Genomic DNA, 22,378 nt, shown 5'->3' with positions numbered 1-22,378 from the left:
CTCTGCCCAGCGCATGACGAGGCTCACAATGCTGTCTTCATAATTTCTTCATTCGGGACAAAACATCCCGACAGGTCTGCCATGCCCGCTCCCCTTCTGGCCTGTATGCTCGCAGCCGCTATCCGGTATGATCTTCCCCCACGGGTCCTGCCCGCCATCTGGGAAGTCGAACGCGGCGCCATTGGCCTCGTGCATCACAACACGAACGGCTCCGACGATCTGGGGCTGATGCAGATCAACACACAGTGGATCGGCCTCCTTTCCCAGATCACCCGCATGCCCGCTACACAGACGGCTGCGCGTCTTGTCTCGGACGGATGCTTCAATATCGCTGCCTCGGCTCTTATTTTGCGAAGTTACCTCAACGAGACGCATGGAGACCTTCTTCAGGCCGTGGGAAACTATCATTCTCATACGCCCCAGCTGAATTCCGCTTATCAGAAGCGGGTTCTCCAACAGGCCAGACGTCTGTTTGCGGCTGGACACAACCCTCAGGAATGATCTCTGCCTCAACATTCAAGGGTGGAAACCGCGACGCCCCGGTCCTGTCCCTTTGATTGCAATTCAGTGAATATTGACGCGTTTTAACCGGAAATGAGTGTTGGCAGATTTTACGTCAGGTTCCGGTCAGACTGCTCAAATATCTCTTTCTTCAGGCCGAAACGACCATGAGATCTGCAACCGCAGCCGATGGGAAGTTCGGGCAAGAGGGTAAGTAATACCTTTCTCTCTGATCGCAGATTTCCTGATGTGGAGAGCAGTATGTCCACGGTTGACAGTTACAACACAACATTTAGCCCGACGAGCACGGGCGACCTCAACACTTCAGCAACCGGCCAGAACCTGAGCACGGAAACGGCACAGGAAATGGAGCAGGCCCTGATCCAGCTCCTGCAGGAAATGGAAGCCAGCGGCAACGCCTCGGGCACGGGTTCGTCCGACACAGGGTCTTCGACACCTACACCCGTTGGAAACACGGGCCTGTCCCTGACCGGCAATCTCAGCGACGACATGAAAACGCTGAAGACGCTCGTCGACATGAATGGCACGAACGGCAACACCCTGCAGCAGTACGCCCAGGCTGTTTCGTCGGAAGCCAGCCAGCAGGGTAACGGCCTCGACTCTTCCGTTGCGGGCAATATCGGTCGCAGCCTGTCGGATGGTACCTACGACCAGCGCGGCAGCAGCAATGCCATCAAGCAGGCTCTTCAGGGCAACAGCGTCGATGCGCTGAGCAACAACGTCGACACGATTGCGGACGCCCTGCAGTCCGGCAAGTCCGGCTCGGATGAGTTCAACAACCTTAATGCTCTGGCTCGCGAAGCCTCGAACGCCGGCAACAACAACCTTGCCGATGTTGCGAAGATGCTCGCCAGCGAAATTCAGTCCGGCACGTTCAACAGCAACTCTGCTGCATCCGAACTGAAGTCTGCACTGGGTTGACGCCCGGCATTCTGCCCGACGCTTCTTCGGGGCGGCGGGAGAATGCAGAGCGTGTTCAGACGTTCGTTACGAACGTCACGGTTTTCGGGAGTTCATGTGAGCTTCCGAATGGCGCTGAGAGAAAACGGCGCTGTTTTTAGTCACTAACAATGTCATGGAGAACAAAATGAGCGGTTCCATCTCTGCCAGCAGCGACTCAACCATGCAGCAGATCATGCAGGAGTCCGAGGCCATGGAAGACCAGAACCTGCAGAAGCAGGAACAGATGTCTGAAATCTCCAACGCCCAGACATTTGCAAACGACTTTGCCCAGACGATGGAAAGCAACGCGAAGTCCGCCTTCACGAAGGACTGATTTCCGCATCGTCGGACATGGCCTGCATGCCGGGGGCAGACCTCGTCGTGCGGGCCATTTTCCGTTTTTACCATCTGGAGGATCCGTCCTCCCAAGCCGGGATGCATCATGCTGGTTGTTCAGAACGGATTGCACAGCGATGCCGTCATGACGTTCGGCACAGAGCCTGTCATTATCGGCTCAGGCCCAGATGCGAGCATGGCGCTGCTCGATGACGGCATCGCGGCACAACATCTTTCGATCAGGCAACAGTCTGACAGTATCTATCTGCTGCACGCCCTCGCACCGGATGTCGTTGTGAATACGGTGGCGCTTCCGCCTGGTGAGAGCACGACCGTCACAGGTCCTGCAACACTCCGGCTTGGTCCCGTCTCACTTCATCTGGGTTCTGATGGCACCATCGCGGCTTCGCCAGGAACGTTTATCCCCGCAGCCGAAGATATTCCCAATACAAAACGAAAAACCAATCCCACGCTCATGATCGTCGGGGGAATGGCAACAGTTCTAATGCTCGTCGTGATACAGGCATTGTCACACTCCGCGACGCCCGCGCACAAAACAGCCAGCATCTCCGCTTCCCGTGCGCCAGATCTGGAAACAGCCTCTCTGCAGCAGCCGGTCAGCGATGCCGAACTTGGCCGTCTCGTCGTGCAGCAACTAACGAAAAACAATCTTCCCGAACTGAAGGTCAGTGTATCTTCCGGCGTCATCATCATCGATGGAAGCCTCTCGGCTCAGGAGATGAAAACATTCCGGGACATCGAAAAATGGTTCGATGCGTCTTTCGGAACGCAGGCTGTCTGGGTTTCGAATGTCTCAGTTGCGCCAGAGGCGGCGCCGGTTGATGTGCCCATTCAGGCCGTCTGGAGCGGAAAAAATCCCAATATTGTCGTGCATTCGCAGCGCTATCGGGTTGGCACTGAAATTGTCACAGGATTGTCTCTTTCAGAGATACGGAAACATACCGTAATAATGCACAAGGGTTTACGGCCTATTAACTTCAAGTACTGATCTGCCTCACCGGTAGATCAGCCGGAGACAGTACAGATGGTTCAGAGAGTCTGGTCTGAAGGCACTGTTCGTCTCGACCGCGCTCTGCAGGATCTGTCGCTTCAGCATGACGACAGTCTGTTGAACGCTGAAGTTGCTGCCCTTCGCCAGACGCTTGCGCCTGAAAACGCACTGTCCGAAACCATCGACCCACCCACCGTTATCGGCGCGGTGTACGCCCATATCATGCCGCATCTCCGCAACCCGGCGGTTCTTCTGCCATCCCGCCGACAGGAACTGCTGCGACGGCTGGAAGAACAGGCCTCCTCGCGCTCCAGCACAGCACCTGTCGTCCCCGGGGGACTGGAAACGCTCAGGCATGAGCTTGCGGCTCTGGAGCAGTTGCTCAAGGCGTCCAACAGTCTGATCGGCGGCTAGGCATGGAGAGCGATCAACGCGATCTTTTGCTGTCCCTGGCCTATCTCTATATCTGTTGCGGACGGCCCTGGCGGGCTCTGCCTATGCTGCTACTCGTGCTCGCCCAGCGCACGGGAGACCATGAATGTCTGCGGATGCTGGCGCATGTCTATACCGTCATCCGCCGCAGTGAACTCGCCCTCGTCGTGCTCGACTGTCTCGACAGGCTTGAGACTAATCCCGATGCGGGCAATGCCCTTCTGAGAGCGCGGGCGCTGCATCAGCTTGGTCGGCTCGACGAAGCCCGGACCTGTTTTGCGCACTATACACGGCACGCTGCGGCATGAAGCATCTCACGCCCTTTTTCCGGGTCATGAGCCAGCGACAGGATCTGGCCCTCGTTCTGGTGCTGGTCCTGACGATTGGCATGCTCATCATGCCGCTGCCTGCAGCCTTCGCAGACGTGCTGATCGGATGCAATCTCAGCCTGTCAGTTCTGCTTCTGATGGTGGCCGTCTATCTGCGGTCGCCGCTGGATCTGACAGCGCTTCCCGGCATGATCCTCGTCTCGACCGTGTTTCGGCTGGCGCTTGAAGTCACGGTCACGCGGCTGATCCTCACGACGGCGGATGCCGGGGCAATTGTTGAAACGTTCGGCGAATTCGTCATTGGCGGAAACATCGTCGTCGGTCTCGTCGTTTACGCCATCGTCACCACCGTCCAGTTCATTGTCGTCACAAAAGGCACCGAACGTGTTGCCGAAGTGGGTGCGCGCTTTACGCTCGATGCCATGCCCGGCAAGCAGATGAGCATCGACAGCGATCTGCGGTCGGGCGATATCGACGCGATCGAGGCCCGGCGCCGTCGCACGGAACTGGCCAGTGAAAGCGCTCTGCACGGTGCCATGGATGGTGCCCTGAAATTCGTGAAGGGCGATGCGATCGCCGGGCTGATCATCATTGTGGTCAATCTTGTCGGGGGGATCGGCATTGGTGTGGCGCAGCATGGTATGGCGATCGGTCAGGCCATGCAGACCTACACGCTGCTGACGGTTGGCGATGCTCTGATTTCGCAGATTCCGGCCCTTCTGCTGTCCATCACGGCGGCCGTCGTGGTCACGCGCGTGGGCGGTCATGGCATGGATCTGGGCCGCGATATGGCGACCCAGCTTACCGCAAACAGCAGCGCCCTGCGCGTGGCGTCGGTCGTGCTTCTGGCGATGGGACTTATTCCCGGCTTTCCCAAGCCCGTCTTCCTCATTCTGGCGGCAATTTTCTTCTGCGGCAGTCGCCCGGATTGGAAGGGCCTGACGAACCGCGTGTTCCGACGCTCCGCCGAAACGCATCCCGGCACGCAGGACGATGTCTTCTCCGCCGCCTCACCGGCGGGAGAGGCCAGCACGACCCTTCAGGAAAATTTCACCCCCCTGATGGCGATCACACTCAGCCAGAAGCTGAACGCCACTCTGGATCAGGGACGTCTGACCCGCCTTCTGGCGCGCGTCAGCATGGAAATCGGCAACGATCTGGGCTTCCAGTTTCCCCCGCCCACGCTCCGGCAACGCGACGACAGCGGGGATCTGCGGTTTTCGATCGATCTGGAAGACGTTCCCATTGAGGAGCATGAGCTCCGCAAGGACTTCCTTCTGCTGCACGACGATCCGGTTCATCTGGACCTTGCCGGAATAGATGGCGAGGAAGGCGTTGCTCTGCTGACCAATGATCCGTCCCTCTGGGTTCCTTCCGTCAGCGAGGGGCGGCTCCGGGCGGCGGGGATCGGATTTTACGATCATGCCGGGATCATTGCTTTCCGCTTCCGTGCTGCGTTGCGTCGTCATGCCGGGCGTTTCCTTGGGCTTCAGGAAACGCGGCAGATCGTCCAGCGCGTGGAAGCACAATATGCCGATCTGACGCGCGAGGCCACGAAACTGGTGCCCGTCCAGCGTCTCGCCGAAGTTCTCAGGCGTCTCGTGGAAGAGGACGTGTCGCTGCGCAACATGCGCCTTATTTTGGAAACGCTCGTGGAATGGGGCGAGACCGAAAACAAGGTGCCGATGCTGGCCGAACATGTCCGCAATGCCCTGTCCCGTCAGATCTGCCACCGTTATGCGACGAACCACAGGGCGATCCCCGCGATCGTTCTGTCGCAGGCAACGGACCAGCTTCTGCGGCAGTCCGTCCGCGAAACACCAGCCGGCTCGTTTCTGGCGCTGGAAGTGGATGCGTCCCAAAAACTTCTGGAGGCCGTCCGCGAGCGTCTGGCCAACGCGCCCGGAAAATCCGGCGCGGAAGCGGAAACCACCAAACCCATCATCGTGTGTTCGGTCGACACGCGACGCTTCGTCAGGGGATTCCTGATCCGGAACGGCTTCGACAATCCCGTTCTCTCGTATCAGGATCTTGCCGACGAATTCCCGGTCCATCCCATCGCGTCCATCGGAACGAACGTGTTCGGGGCCGATGCAGCCATTGCCAGACAGCAATGACAGATCAACGGATTTTGCAGGAGAAACGCACATGAGACTGATGATCATGTCCCCCGATAGCGGGTATGCCGACGGCCTTGCCAAAACCCTTCAGAGCGCCGGTTTCGGTGCGGATGTTTTCACGACGCTCGACGATGCAAACGAGGCCCTGACGGCTTCGACTTACAGTCTTGTCCTGCTGGATTCCACAAGTGGCGATGGCGTCTACAGCGTCTGGTGGCAGGCGCGCTGTCGCTGCCGGCGACATGACGGCGACGAATTTCTCGTGCTCATCGCCAATTGTCAGGACGAGCGGATCGCGGCCCTCGAAGCGGGCGCGGATGACAGCGTGACGCGCGATGTGAGTTCGCGCGAACTGGTCGCACGTGTTCGCACCATCATGCGTCGCCCGCGCATCCGGTCAGCAGAGCAGCACCAGTTCAGCGATCTCACCCTCTGTACCGCCACACGCGAAGTCCGGGTCGGTAATCTCGAACTCACGCTCCAGCGCCGCGAGACGCTCATTCTGGAATCTCTGATGCGCCGCCGTGGTCACGTCGTGCCCCGAGCCGGACTTGAACATGACGTCTATGGCGCGCAGGCCGAATACTGCCCGAATTCCCTTGAAGTCCGTGTCAGTCGGATCAGACGGCAGCTCGCGAAGGCACGCTCTCTCGTGACGATCGAATCCGTACGCGGCGTGGGTTATCGCCTTGCGGCACGGCTCGATAAGGACATGGGACTTACGGCATGATGGACGGGGACAGTTTTTCAGTATGATTTCAGGCCGTTCAACACACCGCACACGCTTCTGGCAGACCGCCCGCACAGGCGCATTGCAGGGATCTTTTCTGCTCTTCGGCGCCGTATGCGTCGGCGCCATTCCGCAAGACGCAGTCGCACAGGTGCAGCCCGCCCGGCATGGTGGCTCCATGACGCTGTCTGTCGGAGGAGCGCAACTGATCCAGCTTCCCCGCGCGGCAGGCAATGTCATGATTGCCGATCCGACGGTTATGGACGTGCAATATACCGATAATGACGGCCTGTTCATCTTCGGCAAAAAACCCGGCCATACGACACTCATCGTGTTGGACCAGAGCGGTCAGAAAATGATTTCCGGCGATGTGACGGTGACGTTCAACATGGACGCGATGCGTACCATGATCGCCAAGGAAGGCGGCCGGAATGTTCAGGTGCAAATGTCGCCTGAAGGTGTCGTCCTGTCCGGCTCCGTTCCGGATGCCAAAGCCGCCGCACATCTGGAGGCTCTTGCCCGGCAATACGGCGGAAACGGCGCGAAACTGATCAACCGTCTGACAATCGGCGAGCCGGTTCAGGTCAATCTTGTGGTGCGGGTCGCGGAAGTGCAACGGCAGCTCTCGCAGGATCTGGGCTTTAACTGGACAACGGTTTTCAACGGTGTGGGCTCTTTTGCCATCGGTGCCGCGACGGGCGGACTGAGTGGTGTTCCCAGCGCGATCAAGGCGCTGTCGAGCGCAACCAATGCCCTTTCGGGAAGCTATACGAGCGGAGGGTCTTCCGTCACGGGCACACTGGATGCCATGGCGACGGAGGGGCTTGCGACCATGCTCGCAGAGCCCAACCTCACCACCATGTCTGGCGAGACAGCCAAATTCCTGTCCGGCGGGCAGTTCCCCGTTCCGATCCCGCAGGGTCTGGGCACTGTCGGGATTACCTACAAAAATTATGGTGTCAGCGTCGATTTCACGCCAACGGTTCTGTCTGACGGCACCATCAGCATGCATGTCGCACCGGAAGTCAGCTCCGTTTCTACCGAAGCGTCGGAAGGGGCGTATTCCATTTCCGGCAGCAGCGTCGTCCCTGCCATCCGCACCAACCGGGCCGATACGACCATCCAGCTTGCATCGGGTCAGAGTTTCGCCATTGGTGGGCTGATTTCAAACGACGCCAGCAATACCATCTCCAAGGTGCCGGGACTGGCGGATATCCCGGTGCTGGGATCGCTGTTTCGCTCCACGTCGTTCCAGCGCAACGAGAGCGAACTGCTGATCGTCGTCACGGCCTATATCGTTCACCCGTCCGATCGTGTCCCGGCGCTGCCAACCGATTACATCCGTCCGACATCCGCCATCGAGGCGCTGCTGCTCCGACGCTCGGCGGCGGCCGCAACGGATGCGCCCGATCCCACACGCATGCCCCATCTTCAGGGTGCGGCCGGGTTTCTTTACGAATGAGACACGCGCTCCTCGCCCTTCTTGCATTGTCGCTGGCCGGATGCACATTCAGCGGCACCCGTTCGTCTGGCCCTCCGCCGCCGCTTCTTCTGGGCGTCAACCAGCATCGCATTCCTCTGGACGCCGCCAACGCAGACCGTGCGCTCGACGCCGCGCTCACCAAACTGGGCGATCCGCGCGCTGTTCACGCCACGATCAACGGTGCAAATCCGCAGATTACTGCTCTCGTGACGCATGCGCTCGTCCGTGCCGGTGTGGAACCGGCGCGGATCCGCGTGGTCCACGATGCGTCCGACACACTCGTCCTCAGGGCGTATGTCGTAGCCCAACCCGATTGTCGTCAGGCCATCCGACCGACCTGGACCGGGGACACATCCGACAGCCTGTATCCACTTGGACAATGCCTTCAGGCGGCAGCACTCGCCGCGGAAATCGCCAATCCGGGAGATCTGCTGGAGCCCGCCCATCTGCAACCGGCGAATGGCGCGCGGTTTGGGCGCGTTGTGGAATTGTGGGAGGCGGGGATGGATCGCACTTCGCAGAACAGAACGCCCGCGACGTCGAATTTCCCGTCCGCCGTCGGTGGTGGAAGCACGGGGGGAACCAGTTCGTCTGCGACGACTGGAAGCGACAGCCCGGCAACATCCACAAACACCACGACGCAGACTGATGCGTCTCAGTCTCCCGCAGCGGACGAGGCGGCATCCACGCCCTGAGCGGCGTGCAGGAGCGTATAGAACCGCATATTCTGCTGGATCTGTTCGCTGCTGAGGGCCGCTGAGCGTGCGGATTGCCGCGCGTCCGATAATTTGCCCTCAAGAGCGTAAACAATCGCCAGATTTCCATCGATCGTGGAGAGCGACGCCGCTGAAGCCCCGCGCTCCACGGCCTGCGTCCGCAGGGCCAGAAGCTCGGTCAGCGCCTGATGAGGCTGCCCTCCAAGGGCTTCCGAAAGAGCGAGATCATTGGCGGCGGCGATATTGGCGGGGTCGATCCGCAGCGCATCGCGGTAACTCTGGCGCGCACCTTGTGCATCTCCGGAAATTTCATAGGAAATTCCCAGCGCCACCCGCAAAGGAACGGAATTGGGGTTCTGCTGGATCACGGGGAGGAGAACCCCGATCGCTTCCTGTGACCGCTGTGCGGTATTGAGCAACTGGGCAAGCAGCAACGCAAGACGCACACGCTCGGCAGACGTTGCGTTGGCTTCGGCACCATGAATGGCTTCGATCGCCTCGTTCGTGCGCCCCTGATGCATGAGCGCTTCGGCATAAGGCCCGACATAATTCGGCTGTCCGGGGCGCAGTGCAACGGCTCGGCCATAAAAAGCGGCCGCGGTGGTCCAGTCTCCACGCGCGCGCGCACTGTCGCCGACTTTCATCATGGTCTCGGGGTTTCGCGCCGCCTGTCTCTCCCGCGCGACATCCTGTGCGTTATGCGAAGCGTTTGAGACACAGCCGGCAAGAGGCACCGTCAACGCGAAAGCAAGGAACACAGCACGTGACGGAAAAGAAACCCGCATGAAAAAACTTTCTTAACGAAGCGCAGAACACATCTAAGGGGCGCAACCTATCAATCTTATCCGGCGCTGACGATTTCAGACGGCCTTCTGAAATATGGATTTTTTTTGACAGAGCCCAAAAGCCTGATTTTCATCAGATTATTATGGTTCCGTGAAACCGGAACAGGGCTTTGTAAATGTCAAAACCAGATCAGGATAAAGACAGACTGCTCTCTTACAGAATGAAAGCACGCCGATTTGCCCCTCTGCCCCGGTCTTTCAGCATTTCGGTGATGAACGCAATATTGTTGTATGGAGAGAGCCAGAGATGCCCGGTAGAATCGGATCCAGCGAAATTGAACCGCATACGCCTGTAACCCACGCGGGCGGCAGCACCTCCACCCCGCAGAGCGAAATTACGGGGTTCAACGAGACCCTTCACAACACGGCGCCGAGACCCACCAGCTCCGTTTACTCGCAGGATTCGGGAATGCATCCCGCGTCGATAGCGTCTGAACATGCTCCAACTACGCACACCCCTCATACTGAAACCGAGACTGTTACCGCAGAACCGAAAGCAAAACCTGCCAAGTCCAAAAGCGACCAGGCAAAAGATTTCGGTGATAAATTCGACAAGATCCTGAAGCCTCTCACCGTCACGCTGGGCTCTACCGCACAGATTGCCAGCCTGATTTCTTTCGGCCAGGCTCAGGAAGCCAAGAACAAGGACTCTTCCAGCAGTTCCAGCGCAAAGGACACGGGAACGAGCGGCGACGCTTCGGGCACCGATGCTTCCGGCACGACTGGACAGCTGCCGGATCTGGCCCCCATTCCCTCGCAGCAGACGTCCTGAAACCTGCGCGCACTTCTCTTCCCGGTCACAATTTCTGACCGGGAAGAGATTTCATATCCGTTCGTCAAAAATGTCCCGATCTATTTCGAGACTTCCTGAACGGCACTTCCCCGGAAAATTCTGACAGTCCGATGGCCTGCACTTGGCCCGCTGAGGGACTGGATCGTCTGGCTGATGCGATCGCGCAGATCGGGCGGCCCGAAGACACTGACGGAACGCCCGCGATCATCGGTGTGGACCGAATAATGGGGCTCGAGCATTTTCTTCGCGTCCACAGCGTGCATCAATGCCGCATAAGACACACCGCCAAGCGGAAAAGACTGTGTGGTCGTCGCGGATGATGGCGTGACGTGCAGCGTGTTGCCGTCATAGTACCAGTCCAGCCTGTATTCGGCGGACAAGGCATTGAGAAATGCCAACGGCGTCTCGGCGGTAAAACCGGAGCGCACATTCCCCTGAATGGATGGGTCCACGACGACACGCAGATTCACGTCTTCACAGAACTGGGTCAGGACGTCGGGCAAAGTCTGATGGATGACCGTATAGCGTCCCTGATCGGGCATCGGGAGCGGCTCGGCCCGGACGCTGTGCGGCAGTGCCAGCACCCCAGAGCCCCACACCACAGAGCCCAGCAGAACGCCGGAAAGAAATCGCCGGTGTAGCGTCGCCGTCTTTTCTGAACTGCAATTGGAGTTCTGCTTCATCTGTTCTTCTATAGACCGCGCGCAGAGGCCCGACAATTCTTGCCGGACGCCTGAAGGGCACTTTCGGGCAGCCTGTATAAAGGTCAGGTTCAGATCAGCTTTCGCCCCTAGGCTTGATCCCGATAGGTCCGGGCCTGTTGCAGGAAATTGTTCGGGGTCGCAGGTATGACAGGCATTACGGGATTGGATGCGACAGCGCTGGCCCAGCGCTCTCTCACCGACCAGACGAACGGCTTAGCCGCAGGAGCGCCTGCGCCCGGTGACGATCAGATTGCCTTTCTGCAAAGCACACCTGCCCGTCAGACATACGAGACGCAATCCCTTTCCACGACAGACACACTGGGGGACCAGATCCTGTCCGGACTGGGACGGATCAGCAGCGCTTTTTCCACGCTCAATACGCTGGCGCCGACTGTTATTCCGACGACGGGAACGGAACATCTGGCTCTCCCACAGGGCAGCGTCGGAACAGCGGGACTTTCAGGCGCGTCCAATGTCGCTTCCGCAGGCAAGGCGGATGGAAAGACCGCCCCTCTGAACAGTCTGTTCGAGAAAGTCGAGCAGGAGGGGATTGCGATGTATAACGAGGCCCTGACGCGACAGATGGCATTCACCAACTCCGAATTCGAAACCCATATCATCACCGTGTCGTCACAGAACATGACCTCCACGCTGAAGAGCCTCCTCACACAGGGAGGCTGAGACCATGTTCCGTATCCGACGTCTGTTTCTCACCTTTCCCGCCCTGCTCCTTCTCCTCTCCCTCACTGCGTGTCAGACGGTGCTCTACACTGAGCTTTCGGAACGTGATGCGATGGAGATGATCGCCATCCTTCTGCAGCACGGGATTTCCGCCACCCGTCTGATCGCCAAGGACGGCAGTTCCACTGTGGAAGTGTCGGAACGGCATGTGGCGGATGCCGTCTCCATCCTGCGCAGCAGTCATTATCCCCGCAACGGATATGACAGCATGGACAAGATCTTCCAGCAGCAGGGCATGATCAGCACTCCCACGGCCGAGCGCGCCAAGCTGTATTACGGCATCAGTCAGGAGCTTGGGCACACGCTCAATGACATTGATGGCGTGATTGATGCGCGTGTTCATATCGCGCCTGCCGCGAGCGATCCGGTGACGGGTGTGGACAAACCGGCCACGGCATCGGTCGTCATCCGGTACGATTCCGGAACGGCTGTGTCGGGACTGCTCCCCAAGATCAAGCTGATGGTTGCCAATGCCGTTCAGGATCTGGCCTATGACCGGGTGTCCGTCATTCTTCTACCGGTCGCGGTTCCCCATCTTCCGTCGGTTCAGACGGAATGGATGAGTCCGCTCGGCTGGACCGGGTGGTTTTTCGCTTTCGCCTTCCCTGCCGGATATGGCGCCAGCCTCCTGTGGCGGCGCTTTCGCAGGAAACCGGTGCCGACCACGACGGAACTGGCCATCGTGCCGCGTGAGGCTGCGTGACCGTAGCCCACAGCATGAGCACATCTTTGGGGTCAGACTATAGTCAGATGCTGGCGAGTATCCACCCGTCCCATCTGCAACTGCGCCTGCCGATGCTGCACCGCGATACGGTCCAGAAACTCCAGACCTGTTCGAGACTGTCAGAACGTCTGATTGAATTGCTGGATTGTGAGGGACTGCCACCAGCCCACGCTCCACAAGGCCCGCTGGAAGCATTGGCGCTTCAGTCAGAGGATCGTCTTCAGAGCGCAGGACGTCGTATGGGCGCCGTCGTTCACTGGCGCAGTCTGGCCAAACAGGTGGACCGTCAGGCGATTACGGCCCTTGATGCCGCATTGGGCGAAGGCGTCAGGCTGTTTGGTATCCGTAACGGGGCTCACTGGGCGCAGGCCGGTCTGTCAATCCCGTCCGCAGGCACACCAACTGAACCCGACATGGATCTTGCCAGCCTTGCCAGAGCCATCACCGACTGTGGCTGGTCCTGTCTGATCCGTTGGCGCGACAGTCTGGCAGGAGATTACGGGCGTCTCGCTACGCTGAAGCTGCCCGCAAGGACCCTTCTGCCCGCAGCCTCCAGTGCGTACGACCCGATCATCCTGAAAGTCGCGGAAGGGATTGTCACGCATGTCTGAACGGATGTTTTCGCGGATGCGGCCTTCCACGACGGTCTTGCGCCCCGAAGACATGAGCGCCTGGTGCGACGCGTCCCTGGCCTATGACACCGCCATCCGCAACGCCACGATGCTGCTCTCCGCCACGCGGAACGCCTATGATGCGGAATGTCGGCGTGGCTATCAGACGGGTCATGACAAAGCCTCCGCAGAAATGGCGCGTCGTCTTCTCGTAACGGATGAGGCGGTCGCAAAAGTGCTTCGGGATCTGGAAACGAGCCTTCCGGCCATTGTGACGGATGTCGTGACGGATCTGTTCGGGCGACTTGATATCGGGAGCGCCCTTCCCGCCGCCATCAGGCATACGCTGGGGAAAATCCGGCATGGCACGCTCGCCACGCTGCGGGTGGCGTCCGACTGCGCCGACATCCTGCGCCCGGTCGTGGAAGACCTGACGGTCCATAATCCCGGCCTGCGTCTTGAGATCGACCCGATGCTGTCGCCCGGACGGTGTGTGCTGGAGAGCGAACTTGGCGTGGCGGAACTGGGCGTCGACGCCCAGCTTGCCGTGCTTCGGGAGCATCTCAGCGCACAGTGGATGCAGCATGACTGACATCCCGGTCACGTCGCCTTCTCAGGCTCCGGACGACACGGTTTCCATGGACGGGATCATGGATGCCGCGCGCCCGGCTGTGTCTCTCGCCAGTGCGCTGGAAGCGGATTTCGTCCGCTTGCACATGTTTCAGCGGAGGAACGAAACGCAGCCGGAGCAGGACCTGCTCCCCGAAGATCCGGAACAGGCCGTTTCACGTCCCGGTCCCGAAACACAGGACGTCCGGGCCGATCAGTCCGGAGCGTCTCTCATCAAACGCGATCCGGCTTCAGAAAACCCGGAACCGAAAGACACGCCCCGTCTTTCTGGCGCGCCCGTGACGCAGGACCGGAAGGCTGATTCTCTGCCCCGGATGCAGGTGAGCCGCGATCCGTCACAGACAGCCGATCATGTCATCTCGCGGATGAAAACCCTCCTGCCCATGCTGCGCTCACGGGCGGCGGGGATCGACACACATCCGATGCAGGGACGTGTCGTGAGCGCCACTGGAACCATTATCCGCGCCATTCTGCCGAATGTGGCCGTGGGCGATCTGTGCCGGTTGCAGAACCGCGACCGTGACTGGTCTCTGGATGCCGAGGTGGTGGGGCTGGACGGAAACGAAGTCCTCATGACGCCAATGGGCGGTCTCGAAGGCGTCTCAGTGGACACGGAAGTCGTCACGACCGGAGGGCGGCGCAGCTTCCCGGTCGGCGAACGGCTGCTAGGCCGGGTGCTCGATGCGCTTGGCACGCCGATTGATGGTCTGGGACCACTGCCAGCCGGACCATCACGCTCTGTCTATGCCGCCCCCCCTCCCGCGATGGAACGTCAACCAATCGACCGGCCGCTGCCTGTCGGGCTGCGTGCTCTGGACGGATTGCTGACCTGTGGCGAAGGACAGCGGCTCGGGGTGTATGGCGAGGCCGGGGCGGGTAAATCCACGCTGATGTCCGCCATCGTCAAAGGCAGTTCCGCCGATGTCGCGGTCGTGGCGCTGGTGGGCGAACGTGGCCGCGAAGTGCGCGAGTTTGTCGAGCATAATCTGGGGGCGGACGGGCTGAAAAATGCTGTCCTGATCGTCGCGACCTCCGACCGGCCCGCCGCCGAGCGCGTCGTCTGTGCTCAGGCCGCCACGACAGTTGCGGAATATTTCCGCGATCAGGGGCTGAAGGTCCTGCTGTTCGTGGACAATGTCACCCGTTACGCCCGCGCCCTGCGCGAGATCGGACTGGCTGCCGGGGAACCGCCCACGCGGCGTGGTTTTCCTCCTTCGGTTTTCGCGGCCCTACCCCAACTCATGGAACGCGCGGGCATGGGAGTGAGGGGATCGATCACGGCATTTTATACCGTGCTGGTCGAGGACGGGATGGATGATCCGATTGCCGAAGAAACGCGCGGCATTCTGGACGGCCACGTCATTCTGTCGCGCGCACTGGCAGCGGCGGGGCATTATCCGGCCATTGACGTCCTGACCAGCCGGTCGCGCGTGATGTCTCTCGTAACCGATCCTCGGCATCAGGCTGCGGCCACGAAAATTCGGAGCCTGTGGGCGAAATATCAGGAGATCGAATTTCTGTTGCAGGTCGGCGAATACAAGCCCGGCGGTGACGCACTGGCGGATGAGGCGATTGCCAAAATCGGCGCGCTGCGGGGTTTCCTGCGTCAGGGCAACGATGAGCGGACATCCTTTGCGGAGATGCTGGAATGGCTGAACCGTCTTTGCGTTTGAGCCCGCAGGCGGCGGGACAGCTTGTGACGCTGCGCCAGCGCCGTGCCGCAGAGGCGCGTCAGCTTCTGTCGGCGGCAACGTCGCAGGCCGATCAACGTCTGGCGCGTCTCAACCACGCCAGCCAGATCCTGTCCGATCATCAAACACACCAGCTTCGGGTTCAGGCGGAGATCGCCGCACGCGCACAAAATGCGCCGGTCAGCGCCGTTCTGCTGCGTCGGGATCATGAGCATATCGAAGAGCTTGCCCGTCACGAAAATCGTCTGAAAGACGGAATCGCCCAAGCGGAACGGGACGTCGAAAAAGCCCGGCAGCTCGCCGCCGCCACACGGCGCCTCCTGATGCAGTACGAACAGCGCGAAAAACAGGCGCGCGATCTGTTGGAGCGCGTTCTGACAGAACGCCGCACGGCGCAGGAACAGCGTGAGGAGCAGGACATCGCGGAACTTGCCATGATGCGCCAGAGCAGCGGGCGGCTCACCCGCCAACGCAGCACAACGTCGCGGTTCAACGCTCCATGACGCTGTCTCTACCACGCGCGATACATCGCCTTACACCGAGGCCGCTGGGCTATGACGCTTTGGAGGCAGGTCTGCTCGGGCGGCAAGACTTTGCGCTGTCTGTAGGCAAAGAGCGGCTTTCGGTGCGCTTTACGCCGCCGATCCTCCCATCCGCACAGTGGAGCGCGATCTGTTTTCGGATCGGTGACAGGGAGGGGCAATGTGTTCTCCCTCACAAGATTCTTCAAAAGCTGGTTTCGCTGGCGGAGCCGAAGCCTCGTGCGCCGATGGAAGCGCCGGCAGCCCTGCTGCTGCTTGAGATGTTGCTGGATCAAGGCCTGACGACGCTGGAGGCAGCGATAAACGCGCCGATCCGGTTCACGCGGATCGAACCCGCGCAGCAGGCCACATCCCACATGCCCGCATTTGTCGAGATCGGGTTTGAGGCCCGTTTTGATACAACGGGCAGCTTTTGCGGATTGCTTCGTCTGCCTCCGGGATTGATGCCTGTGCTGCACCGTCTGGCACCGCCGCTTGTACGCCGGTTTCTCGATCCGCCCGTAATGCTGTCGCTGAGAGTTGGCAGCGTTCTGATCTCGCCAGAAGACCTCATGGCGCTCGGCCCCGGTTTCGGACTGGTTCTGGGAACGGCAGCGCAAGTCCGACATGTGATTGTTGCGGGCGACATGCTGGGGGCAGCGGTCCGGCATGACGGCAGCAGGATTGTCTTTGAGGGCGGGTTTGTGCCTCTCGCCCGGATTTGGCCAGCAGATTGGAACAGCATGACTGAAACACCCCCGTCCTCCGTGAGCGACCCGCACCCGGCCACGACAGTCGAAGCCTCCGCCATCGAACAGCTTCAGATCCCCCTGACCTTTGAACTGGCGCGGATGCCGGTCTCGCTGGCCGAACTGAGGACGATCGGAGAAGGACATGTGATTGATATCGGCGCGCTTACCGAGCGTTCCGTGTCGATCATGGCCAATGGCCGCCGCATTGGCGAAGGCGAACTCGTGGATCTCGGGTCCTCCGTCGCCATCCGGGTGACGCGGATCATCACCGCATGATCGGCTCGACCAATCTCGTCACGGCTCTCGTCCTGACCCTTGGGTTCGGCGTCCTGATCCTCGCGGTCATCACCACCACGTCGTTCGTGAAAATCTCGGTCGTCCTATTCCTGCTGCGCACCGCTCTCGGCATCCAGCAGTCGCCGCCGAATATCGTGCTCTATGCGATTTCGCTAATCCTCACGCTCTTCATTTCCGCGCCTCTCGGTCACGACATCTACAAAGCGGCCATGGAGAGCGACCAGAAATACGAGACGCTGACGGATTATGTGGATGCCTATGAACGCGTGCAGGCCCCCGTTGCCCAGCATCTGCTCCGCTTCACACAGGCGCCCGAGCGCAATTTCTTCATGAACGCCACCCAGCGCCTGTGGCCCGAGGACATGCGCGACAGTCTGACACCGGAATCTCTCCCGATCCTTCTCCCGTCCTTCCTGACGGGAGAACTCAAACGCGCGTTCGAAATTGGCTTCCTGATCTATCTACCCTTCATCACCATTGACCTCGTCGTCACCACGATCCTGATCGCGATGGGCCTGTCCCAGGTGCAGCCCAACACGATTTCGGTTCCGCTCAAGCTGCTGCTGTTCGTTCTGGCCAGCGGCTGGACACGCCTGCTGCACGGGCTGGTAATGAGCTATGCGTAGGCCCTCGCGGCGCGCACATCTGCGGGAGAACACCGCCTGTGGATGATGCGGCCCTCACGCAGGAACTCTCTTCCGCGCTTTTCCTGTTCGCCTCGATCGCGGGGCCACCGCTGGCCATTGCGCTGGTGGTCGGGCTTCTGATCGGGCTTCTGCAGGCCGTAACGCAGCTTCAGGACCAGACAATGCCGCTGACCTTCAAGGTCGTCGCCGTCTGCGCGACGCTGGTGCTTATGGCCTCGACGCTCTTCCCGCCTCTGCTGGCCTTTACCGAACACGTCCTGACCGATTTTCCGGCCATGACGCGCTTCTGAGCCGTGCCTGCCACTGACGCCCTTGTTGTCCTGCAACAGATGATGCCCTGGCTGAGCGCCATCGCTCTGGCGATGAGCCGTCCGGCGGGGGCGGCCATCGTGCTGCCGGTCTTTACACGCATGCAGCTTGGCGGCCCCATCACGGGGGCTATTGCCTTCGCGTTCGCTATTCCCGCAACCCCCATGATCCATGCAGGACTGCTCACCGATCCCCGCTCCCTGATGGCGCTCGGTATGCTTGGGGCCAAGGAAATGATGATCGGCGTCATCATCGGTTTGCTCATCGGTCTGCCGATCTGGGGCGTGCAGTGCGCGGGCGAACTGCTCGACACCCAGCGTAGCGCAACGCAGGGTCAGGCTGAAGATCCGGGAAGTGGCAATCAGGAGTCCACAACCGCCGGGTTTTTTGCCCTTGCCGTCACGACGCTGTTTGTCCTGTCAGGGGGGCTCAATCTTCTGGCCGCTACGCTGTTGTCGTCCGAAACGCTCTGGCCTCCGCTCGCTCTGGCGCTAGCGCCGCAGCCGGGGTTCGGCATGGTCCTGCTGGGTCTGCTTGACCGGCTGGAAACCGTGAGCCTTTCATTCGGCGCTCCCGTCATGCTGGCGATGCTGCTGTGTGAGGCGAGCGTTATTCTCCTGATGCGCGCCATCCCGAAACTGCACCTCTATGATCTCGCCCCGAACCTGCGCAATCTGGTCTTCATCCTGATGATGTTCGGCTACTGCGCGTGGCTCGTGTCATACATGAGGCATGATCTTGTCGCCTCGCGGGATGTTCTTGGCACTATGCACCAACTGCTGAAGCCATGAGCGGAAGCAGCAGCGAGGAAAAATCGCTCCCGGCCTCTACCAAGAAGCTCGCGGATGAACGTCGCAAAGGCCATATCGCCAAGGCTCCGGATCTTCAGTCCGGAGTGGTGACCATCATCCTGATCGGCTGGCTTCTGCTGCGGCGAAACGCGATTGCCATCCATCTGCAAGCGATGATGGATGCGGTCGGGAATGCTCTCACGATGGATTTCAGATCCGGGATCGCAAGCGTGGGTCAGGCCCTCAGGACCATCTGCCTCGAAGATGCTCTGACCCCTCTCGCTCTGGCCGTCGTCACGGGCATTCTCGTCAGGTTGCTGACCAATGGCGGGTTTATTTTCGCACTCGACCCTGTGATGCCGAAATTCGAGAAGATCAATCCGGTTTCAGGCTTCGCAAACCTCTTCAAGGCCCGGACTTTCGTGGATCTGGGCATGTCTCTGGTCAAAGTTCTGTTTTTCGGCGGAACACTGGCGCTGATTATTCATGGTGCGATTGGCGGCCTCGTCCGTGTGCCCGAAGCCGGGATTACCGAACTGCCCCGCATTCTCTTCACGCTGCTGATGCCGATCTTCGGTGCAGCCTGTGTCTTTTACATGGTTGCCGGCGTGATCGACCTGCTGATCCAGCGGCAGATGTTCCTCAAGGAGATGCGGATGACGCCCACCGAGGCGAAAAACGAACGCAAGGAAAGCCAAGGCAATCCGCTCATCAAGCGCCAACAGCGTCGCCTCCAAAGTCAGGCCCGTCGCAACACCGCGCCGCTTGGTCCGAAGCAGGCCAGCGTCATGATTTGTGGAAACGCTGTTGCCATCGGCCTGCGCTATCAACCGCCGCAGACGCCTCTTCCGCGCATTGTCTGCAGGGCGCATGGAGAACAGGCGGAGATCTATCGCACGATCGCTCAGGAGAGCCGCATTCCTGTCGTCTGGGATTATGAACTTGCGCGAAACCTTGCGGAGAAATTCAAACCCGGAACAACAATCACGCCTGAGTTTTTCCAGCCGGTTGCGCGTATTCTTCAGAACCTTCCCTCGTAACGTCGTCAGGGCTCAAATCAGGCTGACGTCAGCTTCGCATCGTAAACAGACTGTGCAGAAAAACGCGGCCATGAATCCGTTTGCCATGCCCGCTTTCAGCCGCACGATGAGGACGACATGAGCACTTCAATCACGCCCGACACCCAGAGCCTGATCCAGGAACTGATGGCCGCAATGCAGTCCGGAAGCCTGTCTTCCGGGACCGGAAGCGCGACCGGCGCAGGCCAGAGCAGCGGGACCCAGAATTCGCAGGAAGAGGCCAAACTTGCAGAAGTCTTTCAGGAACTTATGGCTCTGCTGAAGCAGGGGAACCAGGAAGGCTCCACAAACCCCGGCTCCGATACGACAAGCCCGGCTATCTCTCCGGCTGCTGGGTCTTCCGCCTCTGCGACACCGGCCGCAGGATCTACGTCGCCCACAACCCCTGCTTCGAATGACGCGTCCAGCCCCGCTGCGACAACGTCTGGCACGTCCAGCACCAGTGCCGGAGACGGCCCCAATACCACCACCATCACGAACACCAGCAATCACGACGAAAAGATCGGCCAGTTTCTCAATGGCGACTCCACGACCCAGCCCACAGCCGAGATCGACCTCAAACCCGGCCAGACCGGCACGCTGAAATACGAGAATGGTCAGGGCGGCTATGACGCCGAAGCAGACTCGTCCGGGAATTTCCAGTCCACCGCCAGCCGTCTGGAATTCTATGCGGATGCTAAGGGCGTCAATAACGACGATGTCAGCTACATCGACGGACGCAACGCCTCCATCAAGGTCTCTGACGGCAACGGCAAAACCGCAGGTGATAGTCAGAGCATTGCTAACAATGCCCCTTCCGACGCAATCACGAAGGACGCAGGTGGTCGTGCGACCGTAACCGGATGGTATGACGGCTCAACGCAGGACATGAAAGACGGCGGCGCCTATATGGAGTCAAAGCTGGGCACCGGGAACGCCTATATCCATCCGGATGACGATCGTAACACGACCAGCTCCAATCCGATGACCATGGCACAGGATACAAGCCAGCATTACACGGCAGACTTCGGAGACGCCTGATCCAGTATCAGACGAAACAACCATGAACCGGGGCAATATTGCCCCGGTTCATGGCTTTTACCTTCACAATATCAAATCAGAGCAACGGCCTGCTTTTCAGGCCTCACCGGTATTTTTGTGCTGCTGCGCCACCGGATCGCCCAGCCCCATGCTGTAAAGATTATAGCCATAATCCGCTGTATCCAGACCAGTCATAAGCCCGTTGCCAACTTTCCCGGCAGCACTTTTGAGAATGTCGCCAATCGAAGATGCTCCCTTCTCCGCACTCTGCGCAACGCCTTCAGCCGCGCGGGCAGCAGCTTCAGCCCCATCAACTTCCGGCGCGATCTCGGGGACAAAAAGCAACGCCGCATCGCTGGCAACCCCTTCGAACATTCCACCAAGATCTTTCAGACCCTGACTTTTGTTTCCCTTGGCAAACTGGTCGATCATGCCGACACCATCCGTCAGCGGAGAGACCATAGAAGACAGGAAGTTGCCCATTCCCGTCTCAAATTTATCCCACCCTTTTGCGGCCTTGGTGCTGCCACGATCAATCGTACCTTCACCAAACTCCGCCTCGAAATTTGCAGCGTCTTTCTTGGAGACCTTGCCTGCCCCCATCTGCCCGATCTGGCTTCCCAGTGCCGCAGCATCCGCATCGGAGAATGCCCCGTCAGAACTGGCCGCCTCTTCGCCAGCAACTTCGAGATCCTGCGCCATGGCATTGCCATTCTCCTTGCTGGCATCCGTCGAAAACTGCTGGGCCAGAGAAGGATCTGTCTGCTCCAGATCAGACATGGCCTGCTGTGTCGCGGTCGACAAAGCACCACTTCCTGCCTGAAGGACCGTTTCCTTACCCGGACCGTCAGACGTCTTGGATTTGATACCCTTCACGATCTGGGCAATCGGGGATGTATCTTCGAGAAATTTGAGAATCGCATGACCGGCACGGGTCTGACCGCCCTTGATATAGCTTCCCCCAAGAACCTCTTTCGCCTCGGCCCGCTCCTGCTTGCTGATCCGTCCGCCACCATTATTGTTTGCCAGTGACTGCGCACCGGAAATCGCCGCAATCGCCTGACTCTTGGTCAGATCGCCATCCTTGTAAGCCTGAAGCTCGTCCTCGACGAGACTATTGCCATTTCCGGACTCTCCGGCTGTCATGATCTTTGAAAACAGGGCCGGATCGCTCTGCTGAAGCGTATCCATTCCCTGTTCGAGATTTTCATTATAGGCAGCGTTTTTGTCGGCTTTCTTTCCCGTCTTGGTACTGTCCGCACCAGCCTGTTCCAGTTCAGTGCCAGCAACCTGCCCCCCGGATGCCGTGCCCCCTGCCGCAATCGACCCAATCAGCATATCCACACCCCATCAAGACAGAGAAAAATCATTCTGTCCCTGACGCTAAAAGCCGATGCTGACGTCAACCTGTCTGTACAGAGCCATACCAAATTTTGAGCTTGTTATTTCGCCATCCTACGGCCTTTTGCAGACAAGAAAAACCCCGCTAAGCTGTTGACTTAGCGGGGTTTCAGAAACTGCAAGTGGTTGCGGGGGCAGGATTTGAACCTGCGGCCTTCAGGTTATGAGCCTGACGAGCTACCGGGCTGCTCCACCCCGCG

General features: G+C 59.6%; 26 protein-coding genes and 1 tRNA gene. 23 read left to right on the top strand and 4 right to left on the bottom strand.

The genetic code is table 11. The annotated features are described in order from the left end of the window. The first annotated feature begins 81 nt into the window (after window positions 1-81). From JK208_RS09020 to JK208_RS08975, 10 genes are all read left to right on the top strand, one after another. Window positions 82-501: a lytic transglycosylase domain-containing protein gene (locus tag JK208_RS09020; protein ID WP_211575721.1), complete on the top strand. Its 420-nt coding sequence runs from the start codon at window positions 82-84 to the stop codon at window positions 499-501. 261 nt (window positions 502-762) lie between these two features. After that, window positions 763-1,443 carry a hypothetical protein gene (locus JK208_RS09015; protein WP_211575718.1) on the top strand — a complete coding sequence of 227 codons (681 nt, stop codon included), beginning with the start codon at window positions 763-765 and terminating at the stop codon, window positions 1,441-1,443. Between the two features lie 166 nt (window positions 1,444-1,609). Next, a complete protein-coding gene (locus JK208_RS09010; RefSeq protein ID WP_141306867.1) occupies window positions 1,610-1,798 on the top strand; it encodes a hypothetical protein in 189 nt (62 codons plus the stop codon). 108 nt (window positions 1,799-1,906) lie between these two features. After that, the gene (locus JK208_RS09005) at window positions 1,907-2,809 is read left to right on the top strand and encodes an EscD/YscD/HrpQ family type III secretion system periplasmic domain-containing protein (protein ID WP_211575713.1); all 903 of its coding nucleotides are present in this window, start codon (window positions 1,907-1,909) and stop codon (window positions 2,807-2,809) included. A gap of 36 nt (window positions 2,810-2,845) precedes the next feature. Continuing rightward, window positions 2,846-3,226, top strand: coding sequence for a hypothetical protein (locus JK208_RS09000; RefSeq protein WP_099285616.1), 381 nt, complete (start codon window positions 2,846-2,848; stop codon window positions 3,224-3,226). A 2-nt stretch (window positions 3,227-3,228) separates the two neighbouring features. Beyond that, entirely contained in the window at window positions 3,229-3,552 is a 324-nt protein-coding gene (locus JK208_RS08995) for a hypothetical protein (RefSeq protein WP_211575710.1), read from the top strand. Beyond that, complete coding sequence (sctV, locus tag JK208_RS08990) at window positions 3,549-5,690, top strand: type III secretion system export apparatus subunit SctV (RefSeq protein WP_211575706.1); 2,142 nt, start codon at window positions 3,549-3,551, stop codon at window positions 5,688-5,690. Before JK208_RS08995 ends, sctV begins: the two co-directional genes overlap by 4 nt. Window positions 5,691-5,721: 31 nt before the next feature. Further along, window positions 5,722-6,423, top strand: coding sequence for a response regulator transcription factor (locus JK208_RS08985; protein WP_211575702.1), 702 nt, complete (start codon window positions 5,722-5,724; stop codon window positions 6,421-6,423). 22 nt (window positions 6,424-6,445) lie between these two features. Then, window positions 6,446-7,885, top strand: a complete 1,440-nt coding sequence (locus JK208_RS08980) for a type II and III secretion system protein family protein (protein ID WP_211575700.1) — start codon at window positions 6,446-6,448, stop codon at window positions 7,883-7,885. Beyond that, window positions 7,882-8,601 (top strand): hypothetical protein, encoded by a 720-nt coding sequence (locus tag JK208_RS08975; protein WP_211575698.1) that lies wholly within the window; start codon window positions 7,882-7,884, stop codon window positions 8,599-8,601. The genes JK208_RS08980 and JK208_RS08975 overlap by 4 nt, the downstream gene beginning before the upstream one ends. On the opposite strand, the gene JK208_RS08970 is transcribed toward JK208_RS08975, so the two are convergent. Then, window positions 8,562-9,407, bottom strand: coding sequence for a lipopolysaccharide assembly protein LapB (locus JK208_RS08970; RefSeq protein WP_211575695.1), 846 nt, complete (start codon window positions 9,405-9,407; stop codon window positions 8,562-8,564). The genes JK208_RS08975 and JK208_RS08970 overlap by 40 nt on opposite strands. 307 nt (window positions 9,408-9,714) lie before the next feature. Between JK208_RS08970 and JK208_RS08965 the strand changes: the two genes are divergently transcribed. After that, window positions 9,715-10,239, top strand: a complete 525-nt coding sequence (locus JK208_RS08965; protein WP_194262438.1) for a hypothetical protein — start codon at window positions 9,715-9,717, stop codon at window positions 10,237-10,239. An 80-nt stretch (window positions 10,240-10,319) separates the two neighbouring features. Here JK208_RS08965 and JK208_RS08960 read toward each other — a convergent pair whose 3' ends face one another. Further along, entirely contained in the window at window positions 10,320-10,943 is a 624-nt protein-coding gene (locus JK208_RS08960; protein ID WP_211575693.1) for a hypothetical protein, read from the bottom strand. 165 nt (window positions 10,944-11,108) lie between these two features. Between JK208_RS08960 and JK208_RS08955 the strand changes: the two genes are divergently transcribed. The 12 genes from JK208_RS08955 to JK208_RS08900 all read left to right on the top strand — a co-directional run bounded on the left by JK208_RS08955 (window position 11,109) and on the right by JK208_RS08900 (window position 20,777). Continuing rightward, window positions 11,109-11,645 (top strand): hypothetical protein, encoded by a 537-nt coding sequence (locus JK208_RS08955; protein WP_211575691.1) that lies wholly within the window; start codon window positions 11,109-11,111, stop codon window positions 11,643-11,645. A gap of 4 nt (window positions 11,646-11,649) precedes the next feature. Then, window positions 11,650-12,408 (top strand): type III secretion system inner membrane ring lipoprotein SctJ, encoded by a 759-nt coding sequence (gene sctJ / locus JK208_RS08950; protein WP_194262435.1) that lies wholly within the window; start codon window positions 11,650-11,652, stop codon window positions 12,406-12,408. Between the two features lie 14 nt (window positions 12,409-12,422). After that, window positions 12,423-13,040, top strand: a complete 618-nt coding sequence (locus JK208_RS08945) for a hypothetical protein (protein ID WP_211575689.1) — start codon at window positions 12,423-12,425, stop codon at window positions 13,038-13,040. After that, window positions 13,033-13,632 (top strand): hypothetical protein, encoded by a 600-nt coding sequence (locus JK208_RS08940; RefSeq protein WP_099285604.1) that lies wholly within the window; start codon window positions 13,033-13,035, stop codon window positions 13,630-13,632. The genes JK208_RS08945 and JK208_RS08940 overlap by 8 nt, the downstream gene beginning before the upstream one ends. Then, the gene (locus JK208_RS08935; RefSeq protein WP_249202055.1) at window positions 13,625-15,343 is read left to right on the top strand and encodes a FliI/YscN family ATPase; all 1,719 of its coding nucleotides are present in this window, start codon (window positions 13,625-13,627) and stop codon (window positions 15,341-15,343) included. The genes JK208_RS08940 and JK208_RS08935 overlap by 8 nt, the downstream gene beginning before the upstream one ends. Beyond that, complete coding sequence (locus tag JK208_RS08930; RefSeq protein ID WP_211575686.1) at window positions 15,319-15,864, top strand: hypothetical protein; 546 nt, start codon at window positions 15,319-15,321, stop codon at window positions 15,862-15,864. Before JK208_RS08935 ends, JK208_RS08930 begins: the two co-directional genes overlap by 25 nt. Beyond that, window positions 15,861-16,910 carry a FliM/FliN family flagellar motor switch protein gene (locus JK208_RS08925; protein WP_211575684.1) on the top strand — a complete coding sequence of 350 codons (1,050 nt, stop codon included), beginning with the start codon at window positions 15,861-15,863 and terminating at the stop codon, window positions 16,908-16,910. The genes JK208_RS08930 and JK208_RS08925 overlap by 4 nt, the downstream gene beginning before the upstream one ends. Continuing rightward, a complete protein-coding gene (sctR, locus tag JK208_RS08920) occupies window positions 16,907-17,557 on the top strand; it encodes a type III secretion system export apparatus subunit SctR (protein ID WP_062029803.1) in 651 nt (216 codons plus the stop codon). The genes JK208_RS08925 and sctR overlap by 4 nt, the downstream gene beginning before the upstream one ends. 38 nt (window positions 17,558-17,595) lie before the next feature. Further along, the gene (locus JK208_RS16075) at window positions 17,596-17,868 is read left to right on the top strand and encodes an EscS/YscS/HrcS family type III secretion system export apparatus protein (RefSeq protein ID WP_062029805.1); all 273 of its coding nucleotides are present in this window, start codon (window positions 17,596-17,598) and stop codon (window positions 17,866-17,868) included. A 3-nt stretch (window positions 17,869-17,871) separates the two neighbouring features. Further along, complete coding sequence (gene sctT, locus JK208_RS08910) at window positions 17,872-18,678, top strand: type III secretion system export apparatus subunit SctT (RefSeq protein ID WP_211575682.1); 807 nt, start codon at window positions 17,872-17,874, stop codon at window positions 18,676-18,678. Further along, window positions 18,675-19,718 carry an EscU/YscU/HrcU family type III secretion system export apparatus switch protein gene (locus JK208_RS08905; protein ID WP_211575680.1) on the top strand — a complete coding sequence of 348 codons (1,044 nt, stop codon included), beginning with the start codon at window positions 18,675-18,677 and terminating at the stop codon, window positions 19,716-19,718. The genes sctT and JK208_RS08905 overlap by 4 nt, the downstream gene beginning before the upstream one ends. A 117-nt stretch (window positions 19,719-19,835) precedes the next feature. Further along, a complete protein-coding gene (locus JK208_RS08900; RefSeq protein ID WP_211575675.1) occupies window positions 19,836-20,777 on the top strand; it encodes a hypothetical protein in 942 nt (313 codons plus the stop codon). A gap of 96 nt (window positions 20,778-20,873) precedes the next feature. On the opposite strand, the gene JK208_RS08895 is transcribed toward JK208_RS08900, so the two are convergent. Both JK208_RS08895 and JK208_RS08890 read right to left on the bottom strand, forming a co-directional pair. Continuing rightward, complete coding sequence (locus JK208_RS08895) at window positions 20,874-22,121, bottom strand: hypothetical protein (RefSeq protein WP_211575674.1); 1,248 nt, start codon at window positions 22,119-22,121, stop codon at window positions 20,874-20,876. Window positions 22,122-22,301: 180 nt separating this feature from the next. Beyond that, window positions 22,302-22,378: transfer RNA gene (locus JK208_RS08890), tRNA-Met, on the bottom strand.

This window comes from Gluconobacter sp. Dm-74, assembly GCF_018256135.1.
GTDB lineage: Bacteria > Pseudomonadota > Alphaproteobacteria > Acetobacterales > Acetobacteraceae > Gluconobacter > Gluconobacter cadivus.
Note: the sequence above shows the minus strand (reverse complement) of the source record. Positions and strands in the feature narration are given on the sequence as shown.

Excerpts from the sequence above, each read along its gene's own strand:
- JK208_RS08940 (WP_099285604.1), top strand. The coding sequence starts at position 13,033 with ATGTCTGAACGGATGTTTTCGCGGATGCGGCCTTCCACGACGGTCTTG.
- JK208_RS09015 (WP_211575718.1), top strand. The coding sequence starts at position 763 with ATGTCCACGGTTGACAGTTACAACACAACATTTAGCCCGACGAGCACG.
- JK208_RS08995 (WP_211575710.1), top strand. The coding sequence starts at position 3,229 with ATGGAGAGCGATCAACGCGATCTTTTGCTGTCCCTGGCCTATCTCTAT.
- JK208_RS09000 (WP_099285616.1), top strand. The coding sequence starts at position 2,846 with ATGGTTCAGAGAGTCTGGTCTGAAGGCACTGTTCGTCTCGACCGCGCT.
- JK208_RS08980 (WP_211575700.1), top strand. The coding sequence starts at position 6,446 with ATGATTTCAGGCCGTTCAACACACCGCACACGCTTCTGGCAGACCGCC.
- JK208_RS08905 (WP_211575680.1), top strand. The coding sequence starts at position 18,675 with ATGAGCGGAAGCAGCAGCGAGGAAAAATCGCTCCCGGCCTCTACCAAG.
- JK208_RS08970 (WP_211575695.1), bottom strand. The coding sequence starts at position 9,407 with ATGCGGGTTTCTTTTCCGTCACGTGCTGTGTTCCTTGCTTTCGCGTTG.
- sctR (WP_062029803.1), top strand. The coding sequence starts at position 16,907 with ATGATCGGCTCGACCAATCTCGTCACGGCTCTCGTCCTGACCCTTGGG.
- JK208_RS08955 (WP_211575691.1), top strand. The coding sequence starts at position 11,109 with ATGACAGGCATTACGGGATTGGATGCGACAGCGCTGGCCCAGCGCTCT.
- JK208_RS08925 (WP_211575684.1), top strand. The coding sequence starts at position 15,861 with ATGACGCTGTCTCTACCACGCGCGATACATCGCCTTACACCGAGGCCG.
- JK208_RS09010 (WP_141306867.1), top strand. The coding sequence starts at position 1,610 with ATGAGCGGTTCCATCTCTGCCAGCAGCGACTCAACCATGCAGCAGATC.
- JK208_RS08975 (WP_211575698.1), top strand. The coding sequence starts at position 7,882 with ATGAGACACGCGCTCCTCGCCCTTCTTGCATTGTCGCTGGCCGGATGC.
- JK208_RS08945 (WP_211575689.1), top strand. The coding sequence starts at position 12,423 with ATGAGCACATCTTTGGGGTCAGACTATAGTCAGATGCTGGCGAGTATC.
- JK208_RS08935 (WP_249202055.1), top strand. The coding sequence starts at position 13,625 with ATGACTGACATCCCGGTCACGTCGCCTTCTCAGGCTCCGGACGACACG.
- JK208_RS09020 (WP_211575721.1), top strand. The coding sequence starts at position 82 with ATGCCCGCTCCCCTTCTGGCCTGTATGCTCGCAGCCGCTATCCGGTAT.
- JK208_RS08900 (WP_211575675.1), top strand. The coding sequence starts at position 19,836 with ATGAGCACTTCAATCACGCCCGACACCCAGAGCCTGATCCAGGAACTG.
- sctJ (WP_194262435.1), top strand. The coding sequence starts at position 11,650 with ATGTTCCGTATCCGACGTCTGTTTCTCACCTTTCCCGCCCTGCTCCTT.
- JK208_RS08930 (WP_211575686.1), top strand. The coding sequence starts at position 15,319 with ATGGCTGAACCGTCTTTGCGTTTGAGCCCGCAGGCGGCGGGACAGCTT.
- JK208_RS08960 (WP_211575693.1), bottom strand. The coding sequence starts at position 10,943 with ATGAAGCAGAACTCCAATTGCAGTTCAGAAAAGACGGCGACGCTACAC.
- JK208_RS08965 (WP_194262438.1), top strand. The coding sequence starts at position 9,715 with ATGCCCGGTAGAATCGGATCCAGCGAAATTGAACCGCATACGCCTGTA.
- JK208_RS09005 (WP_211575713.1), top strand. The coding sequence starts at position 1,907 with ATGCTGGTTGTTCAGAACGGATTGCACAGCGATGCCGTCATGACGTTC.
- sctV (WP_211575706.1), top strand. The coding sequence starts at position 3,549 with ATGAAGCATCTCACGCCCTTTTTCCGGGTCATGAGCCAGCGACAGGAT.
- JK208_RS08985 (WP_211575702.1), top strand. The coding sequence starts at position 5,722 with ATGAGACTGATGATCATGTCCCCCGATAGCGGGTATGCCGACGGCCTT.